At 47.5% G+C, this 12,862-nt stretch carries 13 protein-coding genes; 8 read left to right on the top strand and 5 right to left on the bottom strand.

The genetic code is table 11. The features are described 5' to 3' along the window. Window positions 1–368: 368 nt before the first annotated feature. Window positions 369–2,408 carry a M3 family metallopeptidase gene (locus ADIS_RS02395; RefSeq protein ID WP_010852687.1) on the bottom strand — a complete coding sequence of 680 codons (2,040 nt, stop codon included), beginning with the start codon at window positions 2,406–2,408 and terminating at the stop codon, window positions 369–371. A 52-nt stretch (window positions 2,409–2,460) separates the two neighbouring features. Between ADIS_RS02395 and ADIS_RS02400 the strand changes: the two genes are divergently transcribed. Further along, entirely contained in the window at window positions 2,461–2,985 is a 525-nt protein-coding gene (locus tag ADIS_RS02400) for a DinB family protein (RefSeq protein WP_081634852.1), read from the top strand. 70 nt (window positions 2,986–3,055) lie between these two features. After that, window positions 3,056–3,373, top strand: a complete 318-nt coding sequence (gene trxA / locus ADIS_RS02405) for a thioredoxin (protein ID WP_010852689.1) — start codon at window positions 3,056–3,058, stop codon at window positions 3,371–3,373. A gap of 10 nt (window positions 3,374–3,383) precedes the next feature. Here trxA and ADIS_RS02410 read toward each other — a convergent pair whose 3' ends face one another. Further along, on the bottom strand, window positions 3,384–3,866 hold the full coding sequence (locus ADIS_RS02410) for a DUF4442 domain-containing protein (RefSeq protein WP_035804390.1): 483 nt from the start codon (window positions 3,864–3,866) through the stop codon (window positions 3,384–3,386). Window positions 3,867–4,068: 202 nt separating this feature from the next. Here ADIS_RS02410 and ADIS_RS02420 point away from each other — a divergent pair, with 202 nt between their 5' ends. Continuing rightward, window positions 4,069–4,872 carry a M48 family metallopeptidase gene (locus ADIS_RS02420; RefSeq protein ID WP_035804424.1) on the top strand — a complete coding sequence of 268 codons (804 nt, stop codon included), beginning with the start codon at window positions 4,069–4,071 and terminating at the stop codon, window positions 4,870–4,872. A gap of 167 nt (window positions 4,873–5,039) precedes the next feature. On the opposite strand, the gene ADIS_RS02425 is transcribed toward ADIS_RS02420, so the two are convergent. Beyond that, complete coding sequence (locus tag ADIS_RS02425) at window positions 5,040–5,849, bottom strand: 3'-5' exonuclease (RefSeq protein ID WP_010852692.1); 810 nt, start codon at window positions 5,847–5,849, stop codon at window positions 5,040–5,042. A 339-nt stretch (window positions 5,850–6,188) separates the two neighbouring features. Between ADIS_RS02425 and dnaB the strand changes: the two genes are divergently transcribed. Then, complete coding sequence (gene dnaB / locus ADIS_RS02430) at window positions 6,189–7,796, top strand: replicative DNA helicase (RefSeq protein ID WP_010852694.1); 1,608 nt, start codon at window positions 6,189–6,191, stop codon at window positions 7,794–7,796. Window positions 7,797–7,872: 76 nt separating this feature from the next. Here dnaB and ADIS_RS02435 read toward each other — a convergent pair whose 3' ends face one another. Next, entirely contained in the window at window positions 7,873–8,202 is a 330-nt protein-coding gene (locus tag ADIS_RS02435; RefSeq protein ID WP_010852695.1) for a hypothetical protein, read from the bottom strand. A 71-nt stretch (window positions 8,203–8,273) separates the two neighbouring features. Here ADIS_RS02435 and ADIS_RS02440 point away from each other — a divergent pair, with 71 nt between their 5' ends. From ADIS_RS02440 to ADIS_RS02455, 4 genes are all read left to right on the top strand, one after another. Next, window positions 8,274–9,011, top strand: a complete 738-nt coding sequence (locus tag ADIS_RS02440) for an electron transfer flavoprotein subunit beta/FixA family protein (protein ID WP_010852696.1) — start codon at window positions 8,274–8,276, stop codon at window positions 9,009–9,011. 13 nt (window positions 9,012–9,024) lie between these two features. Further along, on the top strand, window positions 9,025–9,990 hold the full coding sequence (locus ADIS_RS02445) for an electron transfer flavoprotein subunit alpha/FixB family protein (RefSeq protein ID WP_010852697.1): 966 nt from the start codon (window positions 9,025–9,027) through the stop codon (window positions 9,988–9,990). A 5-nt stretch (window positions 9,991–9,995) separates the two neighbouring features. Continuing rightward, complete coding sequence (locus ADIS_RS02450; protein WP_010852698.1) at window positions 9,996–10,586, top strand: bifunctional nuclease family protein; 591 nt, start codon at window positions 9,996–9,998, stop codon at window positions 10,584–10,586. 110 nt (window positions 10,587–10,696) lie between these two features. Beyond that, the gene (locus ADIS_RS02455; protein ID WP_010852699.1) at window positions 10,697–11,980 is read left to right on the top strand and encodes a NupC/NupG family nucleoside CNT transporter; all 1,284 of its coding nucleotides are present in this window, start codon (window positions 10,697–10,699) and stop codon (window positions 11,978–11,980) included. Between the two features lie 54 nt (window positions 11,981–12,034). Here ADIS_RS02455 and ADIS_RS02460 read toward each other — a convergent pair whose 3' ends face one another. Further along, on the bottom strand, window positions 12,035–12,469 hold the full coding sequence (locus tag ADIS_RS02460) for a peptidylprolyl isomerase (RefSeq protein ID WP_010852700.1): 435 nt from the start codon (window positions 12,467–12,469) through the stop codon (window positions 12,035–12,037). Window positions 12,470–12,862 lie beyond the last annotated feature (393 nt).

Below are 12,862 nucleotides of genomic sequence, written 5' to 3' on the forward strand. Positions count from 1 at the left end.
CATATAATTGCTTTTTACATATAAATTTTTTACCTTAGAGGTAGTTAAATGGTAAGAATGAAAGGAGGAACACCATGAAAGACAAACAGTTTACCCTGCTTATCGCGGTTTCAGCGATCTTATGGTTGGTGATAATAGGTTTTATCATCATTTAGCGCACGAGGAGAATTTCCCATTTGTTTACCTGACCTTTTAAGGCCTGAAAGTCGTGATTTTGAACAAGTATTTTTAGGGGCACCGAAATGCCCCTTTTTTTTTGGTGTGCCTTGTATTTTTTTCACGTTGTGACGAGAGTCGTTCGCTACAGCAAGGACTATTTGGTCTTCGTTTATGCTGGGATATTATCCCCGCCAAGTTAGGTTCGATAATTATACAGATGCCAGCAGGCCGGCCCTTTTTAGCAGTGCCTCGGGTTTTGGGTCTCTACCCCTAAACCTTCGATAGAGTATCGACGGATGTACTTTCCCCCCAGCCGACAGAATATGTTTCTTGAAGGAAGAAGCGGTTTCGTGATCGAAGATTCCTTTTTCTTGGAATAGTTCGAAGGCATCTGCGTCCAAAACCTCGGCCCACTTGTAGCTATAATATCCGGCCGCATACCCACCCTGGAAAATATGGGAAAAGGAGGTGCTCATCAGCGCTTCAGGAACAGGAGGGAGCAACTCCGTCTTTTTCATGAGCTTTTGTTCGAACTTGGCAATATCCTGAAGCTCATCCGGAGTTGAACTATGAAAAGCCATATCCAGTAGGCCAAAGCTAACCTGGCGCACCGTTTGATAGCCTTGGTGAAAATTGGATGCTTTTTTGATCTTTTCGATCAGCTCGGCAGGAATTTTTTCGTCAGTTTCGTAATGCTTGGCAAACAGATCCAAGCATTCCTTTTCATAACACCAATTTTCGAAAATTTGGGAGGGCAGTTCGACGAAGTCCCAGAAGACACTTGTACCTGATAGAGATTCATAGTTTCCGTCGGCCAATATGCCATGCAGTGCATGTCCGAATTCGTGGAACAGCGTAGTCACCTCGTTGAATGTTAACAGAGAGGGTTTGGTCTTTGTGGGGCGCGAGAAGTTGCAAACGATGGAAACAAAGGGGCGTTGATCGGAAGAGGCCGTCTTGTACTGCCCCCGGTAGGAGGTCATCCAGGCCCCGTTTCGTTTTCCGGGTCTGGGAAAGAAATCGGTGTAAAACACGGCTATGTGATTGCCCTCAGGGCTTTGGACTTCGTAGGCGGATACCTCGGGATGATAAACCGGAATGGAAGGGTTTTTCACAAACACGATACCGAAAAGTTTTTTGGCGGTTTCAAAGACGCCATTTACCGTGTTTTCAAGCTCGAAGTAGGGTTTAAGCAGTTCATCGTCCACTTCAAATTTTTCCTTTTTGAGTTTTTCGGCATAATAGCTGACATCCCATTTTTCCAATCGCTCCAAGCCATCCCGTTGCCTGGCAAATTCAGCCAGTTCCCGCATTTCGTCCTCTGCCTTTGGCTTTGATTTATCCAGCAGCTCTTGGAGGAAGGAAAGAACATGCTCAGGTTTGGTCGCCATCCGCTCTTCCAACACAAAGGTGGCATAGTCTTGGTAGCCAAGAAGCTCGGCCCGTTCATTTTTGAGCTGTACGATCGATTGGATCAACTCCCGGTTGTCCAATTCGTCGCCTTTGCTGCATTTGGTGTTATAGGCCATAAACAGCTCCTTTCTTAGGGAACGGTTTTCTGCATAGGTCATAAACGGCACATAGCTTGGAAGGGCCAGGGAAAACGCCCATTTGCCCTCCTTGCCTTTTTCCTGTGCTGTCTGTGCCGCTGATTCGATCACGTTGGCGGGCAGTCCGGCAAGATCTTCCTCGTTTTCTACAATCAATTCATACCGGTTGGTTTCTTTCAGCACGTTTTCTCCGAACTGCAACCCCTTTTTGGAGAGCTCTTGGTCGATTTCACGGAGTCTGGTTTTTTGCTCCGGAGTTAGCTTGGCCCCATTTCGGATAAATGACTTGTAGGATTTTTCCAGTAGGGTCGCCTGTTCTTCATCCAATTCCAATGACTCTTTTTGGTTGTAAATAGCCTCGATGCGGGAAAAAAGCTGCTCATCCAAGAGAATATCGTTGCCATACTCGGATAACAGCGGAGAAATTTCTTTGGCTATTTGCTGAATTTGGTCACTGGTTTCAGCCGCATTCAGGTTGAAAAAAATCGAGGAGATTTGGGACAGCCGTTTCCCTGCAAATTCGAAAGCTTCCACTGTATTGGAAAAATCCGGGCTTTCATGGGTTTTGATCTGTTCGATTTCAGCCTTAGCCTCTTCGATGGCTGCTTTGATTGCGGGTAAAAAATCTTCGTCTTTTATTTTGTCAAAAGGGGGAGTTTGGAAAGGTGTTTGAAACGGGCCTAGCAATGGATTTGTCATATCTTTCTTTAGCTTTGTTCTTGTCATCACAAAAATAGTAAATATTGTAAGCATGGCTGAATTAATAATGCCGGATACAACGGAGTATCATGCGTTCTACCAAGGGTACATAGAACAGATGAAAGGCTACTCGATCCCGGAGCGATTGTCCATTCAGGGGTTTTTGCTGGAAGAGTTGTTGAAAGCCTTGAAAGAAGACCAATTGGATCAGCCGATGGCGCCGGGGAAGTGGACCTTGAATCAGGTTTTGGGCCATATTTTGGACACCGAAAAGATCATGCATTACCGAATACTGGCGATTTGCAGAGATCCGGGCGTTGCCCTGACCGGCTTTGACCAAGACGCCTATGTGGAGCGGGGGCGTTTTCGGGGGGTCGAGACGTTTCAATCAAACATGAACGGGATTTTGCTTAACAGAAACCTGTTGCGTTTTTTCCTAGATGGCCTGGATGAAGACCAAACGCTGCTTAAGGGAACCATAGATGGGCACCCGATCTCTGTAAGGGCGCTATACTTCATCATTTGTGGACACATGCAGCACCATCTGTATTTGTTAGAACGGTATCTTTCCGACTGATCTGTGATATATATTACTGATTTCCGGGGCGGCATTTAGCTATTTTTGTGCCAGATTAACAGATACTACGATGTCAACAACAAAAAGCTTCTCGGAATTGATCAAAGGGGATACCCCTGTTTTGGTAGACTTTTACGCCGTGTGGTGTGGGCCTTGCCAAATGATGCAGCCCATCCTTCAGGAAACCTCCCAAAAATTGGGTAGCCGGGTAAAAATTGTAAAAGTCGATGTGGACAAGAATCCGATGGCTGCCAACAAATATCAGGTTAGGGGTGTGCCTACCCTGATTCTTTTTCACAAAGGTAAAATCCTTTGGAGGCAATCCGGCGTTGTCCCCGCCCAGCAATTGGTGAGGGTGGTGGATCAGTTTGTGGCGGAGCGGGTTTAGCCCAATTACGCTACCCCTTTTTCTTAAAAGACCAGGTAAGCTTGAAGGCCCCAATGGAGTTCCCTTCTGCGTTGAGCCCTACCACTTCCATGATGAAGGTAGCTGTTTGTCCAGGCTCTTTGAGGGTGTTCAGCATGGCACGAAGTTTATCCCCGTCTTTACAAATAAAACGAGTGGTTCCGGTGGCTTTCTTGTAGAAATTAGCCTCAAAACCCGTCACTAACATGGAAAATGATCCCGTTCCGGTGAGGTGTAGCATGCACAGTATTCCAGATGCCAGCTCTGCGGTGCCGGACAGGGCCGCAAAATAGATGGATCGAAAAGGATTTTTTGTACTCCATCGATAGGGGAGCGAGAGTTCGCAGTAGGATTGATCCAGCCTGTTGACCTTGACGCCCCAAAACAATACCGATGGGAGTTTGGTCAAAAGAAACCAGCGGAATTTCAGCGGGTTCATCATGTTGCGTGCGAATTTTTCTTGGATTGGGTTCATCAGCTTGGATTTTGTCGTCAATATCCGATTTGTTTGCCGAAAACCCAAGAGTCTGTTTTTGTGGGGTTGGGGTCTGGCCCTTTATGTATTTTGGGTCGATTTCGCGAAGCGATGGGTGGTCTCAATTTCCATAAATGTTATTGGCATGAAATTTTTCTGGCATTTTTTTTGGTAATTTGTCATTCGAACAATGAGTATGGATATGTACCGAAAAATTATCGTCCTTTTCTGCCTTGGCTTGTTTGCTTACGGCTGTGCAACGGTGCCATTGACCGGGCGGAGGCAATTGAGTATAGTTGGAAACAGTGAAATTCTTCCGCTGTCCTATGACCAGTATTCCACGGTGATCAGGGACAGCCGCATCGTCACCAATACGCCAGATGGACAGAAGGTAGTGAGGGTGGGCAGGCGAATTGCATCTGCAGTAGAGCTGTACCTGAAAGAAAACAATTTGAAAAATGTAACAGAAGGCTTTTCGTGGGAATTTAACCTGATCGAAAGTGACCAGGTGAATGCATGGTGTATGCCCGGGGGAAAGGTCGCTTTTTATACAGGAATAATGCCCATTTGCAGGGATGAAGCAGGCGTTGCGGTAGTAATGGGGCACGAAGTGGCCCATGCGATTGCCAATCACGCCAGAGAGCGTATGTCCCAAGGGCTCGTTGCCAACGGCCTGCTGGGAGGTCTCCAGGTTGCGATGGGCGAGAACCCGTCCCTGACAAGGACCATTTTCCTTCAGGCGGTCGGTTTTGGCGGGCAGGTAGGAATGCTTCGGTTCTCTAGGGACCAGGAACTGGAGGCAGACAAGCTGGGGCTGTTGTTTATGGCTATGGCCGGCTATGATCCCCGAGAGGCCCCTGGGTTTTGGGAGCGAATGAACGCTGGTGCTGGCGGCGCGGGGGTTCCCGAGTTTTTGTCTACCCACCCTGGTCCTGACCGAAGAATTGATCGACTAAACCAACAAATGGCGGATGCGATGGTTCATTACGAAAAGAGTAAACAATAGGATGCTGATATAAAAATGATAGCATTTAAAAAAAGAGCGTTATCGATTCGATAACGCTCTTTTTTTTGAGGGTTGATAAGGATCTTCCAAAGCGAGAGCCCGTGCAATTAATTTATAACATCCGGAAGTAAATACCTGAGAAGAAATGGGCTACCCAACGCTTGGATTTATCGCTTCTTGTTGAAACTCCGAAGCCTAACTTGAGTGAATTTCCGTTTGGTATCTAAGGGGAAGTCCCCTTTCATCATCCAATCGTAATAGCCAGGCTCTTCCACCAGTACTTGTTCGATGGTTTTGCCTTTTAGCTTCCCAAAATTGAAGACTTCCTCCCCCTTGTCATTGAAGACAAAGCGACCCGCCAAGTCTACCATCTTCTCGTTAAGCAGGTTATGTAATTTTCGCATGTCGTTTTCAATGGTGCCCATTACGTTGCCCTGAAGATCCTCAACCTGCTCGCCAAGATAGCGCTCCATCTGTGCCACAAACACCTCGTATGCTGCGATGGTATCAGCCTCCGCGCTATGGGCATTTTCCAACGGTTTGCCGCAATAGAATTTGTAGGCAGCGGAGAGATTTCTTTTTTCCATCAAGTGGAAAATCTTTTGTGAGTCCAGTAGGTTTCTTTTTTCGATGTCAAAGTCCAGTCCCGCCCGAAGGAACTCTTCCACCAAAAGAGGGATGTCGTACTTCAGTACGTTGAAACCTGCCAAATCTGCTCCTTCGAAAAATTTATAAAGACTGGGGGCCAGTTCCTTGAAGGTAGGGGCGGTCTTTACGTCTTCATCATAAATGCCGTGAATCAATGAAGATTCCCTTGGAATTGGAATGGTGGGATTGATTTTGGAGGTTTTGATTTCCTGCTTTCCGTCTGGATGTAACTTCAGTACAGAGATTTCCACGATTCGATCGGTAGAAATGTTGATTCCTGTTGCTTCCAGGTCAAAAAATGCCAAGGGTGATCTTAGGCTGAGTTTCATCTAGGTTGATTTATTTTTATACAAATATAGGATTTTTGCGTGAGTTCCGGTCATCTTGGCCAACTTTAACATGCAAATCCTAAATCCGAACCCTAGGGAATGAATACAGCGCGGAATCCGTTGTACCAGTAAGTGGTAAGTGAAGGGGTTGAAATCAAGACAGAACCTGATTTTACTCCCATTCCATGTGGTAACTTGGAATACGTATGCGGGTTCCGATCGGAATAAGCGGTGCAACATCCTCTAGCACAAATGTTTTTGGGGTTGCTTTTCTGGTGTGGATAAGTGGGTGCATAAAATGTTCAAAACCTTTGTCCCAAACAGGGTACATTTGTATATATGGCAGAAAGTAACGTAAGTAAAGGAGAGCGATCGTTGGGAAGGAGACGGCTACCCGAGCCTGCCGCCTTATTGGGAAAACTCCCTCCTCAGGCGGTAGATTTGGAGGAAGCGGTGCTGGGAGCACTGATGTTGGAAAAGGATGCGCTTACCGCTGTGGTGGATATCCTGTCGCCCGATAGTTTTTATAAGGACGCCCACAAGGTCATCTATGACGCCATTTTGGATCTTTTCAATGCGGGAGAGCCCATTGATATCCTTACCGTTACCAATCAATTGCGCAAGAATGGCAGTTTGGAACTGGCGGGAGGGGCGTTTTATGTAACCGATCTGACTACGCGGGTCTCCTCCGCAGCGAACATAGAATACCATGCCCGTATCGTGACCGAACAGGCCATGAAACGCAACATGATCAAAATAGCTTCGGATATACAGCGGGAGGCTTTTGAGGATACCACAGACGTTTTCGAGTTGTTGGACAAGATGGAGCAATCTCTGTTTGAGTTGTCCGAGACGAATATAAAAAAGAATTACGCTGACATGCGTTCCATCATGCGAGAGGCAATCGGGGAGTTGGAGAGCAAAAAGGGTCAAAAAGATGGGCTCACCGGGGTACCAAGTGGATTTTCGGCATTGGATCGGGTCACCTCAGGTTGGCAAAAATCGGATCTCGTAATCATCGCTGCCCGTCCGGCGATGGGAAAGACGGCTTTTGTGCTCTCCGTTTTGCGAAACGCAGCCGTAGACCATAGCCGCCCCGTCGCCATTTTTTCGCTGGAGATGTCCTCTCTACAATTGGTGAACCGTCTCATATCGTCAGAAGCAGAGCTGGATTCCGAAAAAATCAAAAAGGGAAATCTGGCGGATTACGAATGGCAACAGCTGATCCATAAGACCAGCAAACTTTCTACCGCCCCCCTCTTCGTAGATGATACCCCTGCGCTTTCCATTTTGGAATTGCGGGCGAAGTGCCGCCGCCTTAAAGCGCAGAACGATATACAGTTGATCGTGATCGACTATTTGCAGCTGATGTCGGGCGACAGTAAGGGTGGGAACAGTGGCCCCGGCAACCGTGAGCAGGAGATCTCAAGTATTTCCCGAGCCTTGAAAAAGATCGCCAAGGAGCTGAATGTGCCGGTGATTGCCCTGTCGCAGCTTTCCCGGGCAGTGGAAACGCGTGGCGGGGATAAAAGACCGCAGCTTTCCGATTTGAGGGAGTCCGGTGCCATCGAGCAGGATGCCGACATTGTTATGTTTTTGTACCGCCCGGAGTATTACGGAATCACCGAGGACGAAGATGGCAACAGTACCTCGGGCGTGGGAGAGGTGATCATAGCAAAGCATCGTAATGGTGCACTTGAAAATGTAAAGCTCCGCTTTATCGGCAAATACACCAAATTCACGGATTTGGAGCTGAATACACCGTACATGGCCCAGGACGCACTCTATGGAAGCCGGTTTCCTAGTAGGGCAGGAGGTAGTGACTTTGATCAGGGGAATATGATACGTATGGCCAGTAAAGCCAACGGCCCGGATGTTGGCCCTTCCACCGCAGGGGACGATGATTTCACATCCGGATTTGGAGGTAGCGATCCGGCACCTTTTTAACACCTGTCCGAGGTGTGCCCTGATCGAATGCTAGGTGTTGGGACAGGCGGTTCCGCACAAATTCGCCACTGACCTATCAGTCCTCGTATTCGAGCTGAAAGTTCAGGTAGGCATTTCTCAGCTCCCGTTCGGCGTGTTGATTGCCCTGCTGTTGGGCTAGGGTGATTCCTTTTTTATATATTTGCCCAGCTTTAGCGAATTCTTGCCATTCAATAAAACACACAGCTGCGTGAAAATAGGTGGGTAGGTACAACGGAAACCGTTCCAAAAGCAACTCAAAATATTCTTTTGCACGGTTTTTGTCCTGTTGCTGGTATTCTATCGCTAACGCGTAGAAATTAAAAGGGTCGTCTGGATCTTCGTTTATATAGTCGAGCAGTTGGCTGATACGGTTCAAATTGGCCATGATTCTTTTTTTGAATTAGCATCTGATTCGCTAAATTCACGAAAATTTAAAGAAAGTAACAAATTTTAAATATGAAAATTCTCGTATGCATTACCCATGTTCCGGATACCACTTCGCGGATAGCGTTCACTGACAACCATACCGCATTGGACAAATCCGGTGTTCAGTTTGTGATTGGACCATATGATGACTATGCGTTGGCGCGTGCCGTGGAGTTGCGTGATCAAACAGGGGGTAAGCTTACAGTGCTGAACGTGGGGGAGGCGGAGACAGATCCAACCCTTCGGAAAGCACTCGCAATTGGCGCAGATGAAGCGATCCGGGTCAATGCATTCCCTACCGATTCCTATTTTGTGGCGCGGCAAATTGCCCACGTGGCACAATCCGGCAATTATGACCTGATCCTTATGGGACGTGAATCCATTGATTTCAATGGAGGTATGGTGCATGGCATGGTCGGGGAGTTGTTGGGAATCCCGTCGGTTTCTCCGGTAATGAAGTTGGATATACAGGGAAGTCAGGCAACGGTCGTTAGGGAGATAGAGGGAGGCAAAGAAACCTTGGAATTGGCACTTCCTTTTGTGGCCGGCTGTCAGGAACCCATTGCCGAATGGAAGATTCCCAACATGCGCGGTATTATGTCTGCACGTACGAAGCCGTTACAGGTCGTAGAGGCCACGCCGGAGGACAGTCTTACCAAGGCCGTTTCTTTTTCGTTGCCTCCGGCCAAAGGAGCCGTCAAACTTATCGACAAAGACAACGTAGGAGAATTGGTGAACTTATTGAAAAACGAAGCAAAAGTATTTTAATCTATCTGAATTAATGGCTGTACTTGTATATATAGAGCATGAAGGAGGGGTGGTCAAGAAGTCATCCTTGGAAGCAGTATCCTATGGGAAGAAGCTGGCAGAATCTCTGAAGACTGACGTCAAAGCAGTGGGTTTGGGTTCCATATCCATGGAAGAATGGAATAGGGTAGCCCAAGCGGGAGCCGCTGATGCACTTCACGTTGTCGATGAGCGCCTCGATGTAGGCATAATCCAAGCTCACGCATCTGCGGTTGGACAGGCCTTTGAATCCTGTGGAGCGAAGATTTTGGTTCTAGCCAAATCTTCTTTAGGAGACGCAGTGGCTGCCAGGTTGTCTGTCAGGCTGAAAGCTGGGATGGTCACCAATGTGATTTCCTTGCCATCCGTGGAAAATGGATTTAGCGTTAAACGAAGTATCTATACGGGGAAGGCATTTGCGGTCAGTGAGATTTCGACCGAGAATAAAATATTAGCGATTCGCAAAAGCACGGTGGAGCCCATGATGGAGGATAGGCAAATCCAAGTGGAGGTTTTTTCTGCCGTGTTGGAAGATTCACTGTTTCAGGTGAAGATTACCGGTACCGATAAGGCTGCCGGCCAAATATCCCTGCCTGAGGCCGATATCGTGGTTTCTGGAGGAAGGGGGCTGAAGGGTCCGGAAAACTGGGGTATTATCGAGGATTTGGCAGGCGTGCTAGGAGCTGCTACCGGATGCTCCAAACCAGTTTCCGATATGGATTGGAGGCCCCACCATGAGCACGTGGGACAGACAGGTGTAAAGGTGTCTCCAAGTTTGTACATAGCAGTAGGGATTTCGGGGGCCATACAGCATTTAGCAGGGGTTAACTCCTCCAAGAATATTTTGGTGATCAACAAGGATCCCGAGGCGCCGTTTTTTAAGGCAGCTGACTATGGAATAGTAGGCGATGCATTCGAAGTGCTTCCAAAGCTTACTGAAGCTATCAAAGCGATAAAATAAAGGCTGTGGAAAACGCAATTGAGTTGGAGATTATCGGGCTAACAGCCAGCCATTCGCAGTCCGGATCATTCACGTTGGTACTGGGAGAGACGGAAGGACGTAGACGCCTTCCCATCATCATCGGTATGTTTGAAGCGCAGGCGATTGCCATTGAGTTGGAAAAGATCACACCAAATAGACCGATGACCCACGATCTGTTTAGGTCTTTTTCAAAGGAATTTGACTTTACCGTGGAGCATGTGTTGATATCCGACATGCGGGAGGGTGTTTTTTATGCAAAAATTGTATGCCAAGGAGCCTACAAACGGGTGGAAATCGACGCTAGACCTTCCGATGCGGTAGCCATAGCGGTACGTTTTGAAGCACCTGTCTATTGTTCTATTCCCGTGATGGAGGAAGCAGGGATCGAAGAAGCGGAGGATGCAGATGGAGGTGAGGTGAGATCGGCAAGGGAAAAGAGCCCTGCTAAGAAAAAGGAACCCAGCCTGAAGGATTTTTCCCTCGAAAAGCTGAATCAATTGTTGGAGAAAGCCATCCAAAATGAAGACTACGAAAAGGCTGCCCGGCTGCGGGACGAAATTAATAGGCGTAATTGATCGCTTTGGAGAAAGCTCCGGTTCATTGGGGTTTCCGGGTGGTTGATCCTGCTGCTACGATAAATTAGAACGAAATGAAGGTGTCACCCAGTGTTTTTCCGCGCTAGCTTATGGAATATCTCAGGGGATTGCTGGGGATAGTCGTATTGCTTGCTGTTGCGGCACTGTTTTCAGCCAAGCGGAATTCGGTCGATTGGCGGTTAGTGATGATCGGTGTTTCGCTGCAACTGCTATTTGGGGTGTTGATTACCAAAGTGGCGTTTGTAGCTACAGGGTTTTCTGCGGTCAGTGGCGTGTTCGTACGTTTTTTGAGTTTTTCTGAAGACGGAGCGACCTTTCTTTTTGGGGATTTAGCTACGGATAGTTTTGGTTTTATTTTCGCGTTCAAGGTACTACCTACGATCATCTTTTTTTCTACGGTCTCTGCTGGATTGTATTATCTGGGGGTGTTGCAAAAAGTGGTATATGGCATCGCCTGGATCATGGCACGAACCATGAGGTTGTCGGGAGCGGAGAGTCTGTCTGCCGCCGGCAATATATTTTTGGGGCAAACGGAGGCACCCCTGTTGGTTAGACCATTTATTCCTACCATGACCCGATCCGAATTGATGTGTTTGATGACGGGAGGGATGGCGACGATAGCCGGAGGCGTGCTCGCGGGTTACGTGGCGTTTTTGGGAGGTGACAGTTTGGAGGAACAACGCCGCTTTGCCACCTACCTCCTGGGAGCATCTATCATGAATGCACCCGCTGCCATTGTCATGGCCAAGATCATCATTCCAGAGGCCAATCGCGAGGAGGTCAACGACAAGCTGGTAATCAATGCAGAGAATACCGACGTTAACCTGATAGATGCCATGTCTAGAGGGGCTTCGGAGGGCTTAAAACTGGCATTGAATGTCGGTGCTATGCTGTTGGCTTTTATTGCGGTGATTGCGGCCATCAATTACCTCCTCTTGGATGTAGCGGGAGAAGTCTTCGGATTAAACAGATTGATCATCGAATCAACCCAAGGACAGTTTTCCGGCCTTTCATTGGAGTATTTGCTTGGGCAGGTATTTCGGATCTTTGCGTGGGTGATCGGGGTAGACTGGAGCGAAACGTTGCCTGTTGGATCGTTGCTGGGGCAAAAAACGGTCATTAATGAGTTCGTGGCTTATCTAGGCCTGGCAGAAATGAAGGCCGCTAGCCTATTGTCCGATAGATCGGTTACGATAGCCACGTATGCACTATGCGGATTTTCAAACTTTTCCTCGATTGCGATTCAGGTCGGTGGAATAGGGAGCATTGCCCCCAATCAGCAGGGCAACCTTTCGAAACTCGGAATGCGGGCATTGTTGGCAGCCACGTTGGCCTGTTTAATGACGGCTACCATTGCCGGGGCATTATTTTAAAAAAAGCCCCTTCACGCTTCCAAGGCAAGTTGGAAAAGTGAAAGGGTTTGATGCTTATTCGTTGATGACGATTTTTTCTATTTTGTCTCCTTGCCGTATCGCATCGATTACTTCCAGGCCCTCTGTCACTTTCCCAAAGCATGTATGGTTTCTATCCAAATGGCTGGTATTGTCCCTGCTGTGGCAGATAAAGAATTGGGAACCTCCCGTGTTGCGACCGGCATGGGCCATAGAAAGTACACCCCGGTCATGGTATTGAAGCTCTCCTGTAAGCTCACATTTGATCGTGTATCCGGGACCGCCTGCACCATTTCCAATGGGGCATCCACCTTGTATCACGAAATTCGGGATCACCCGGTGAAAGGTAAGGCCATCATAGAATCCTTCTTTGGATAGCTTGACAAAGTTGGCAACGGTAGCCGGGGCGTCTTCGTCATAGAATGTTACTTTCATCACACCTTTTACGGTGTGGATTTCTCCTGTTTTCATCGGCTGTATAATTGATTTTTAATGGTCATAACTTGCCTCGAATTATCTGGACAGCATTTTCTGTTCCCTCGGAGGAATATTGCAGGGTTGATTGTCATCCAAAACGTGAAAGCTTCGTAACGCCTGTCATCCTTTGGAGGGCTCGATATATTTCTCGGGTTTTTTTCTCTGCCAACGCCTGTCCAGTTGAGGACGATTTATTGGTTAGATGTAGAACTCCGGTAGTTGGTAATCATCTTTTTTTCGCAGGCGAAATTAACCAAATAAACGGAGAAAGTCGTGAATAACTTTGGGAACTGAAATAGGAAATAAAAAAATGGTGTATACTTGTAAAACCAACCTTTACGGCTGGATTCTATATGAAAGGAGGTGAATAGCCCCCTTCAAAAATAG

This window comes from Lunatimonas lonarensis (genome assembly GCF_000390185.1).
GTDB classification, from domain to species: Bacteria; Bacteroidota; Bacteroidia; order Cytophagales; family Cyclobacteriaceae; genus Lunatimonas; species Lunatimonas lonarensis.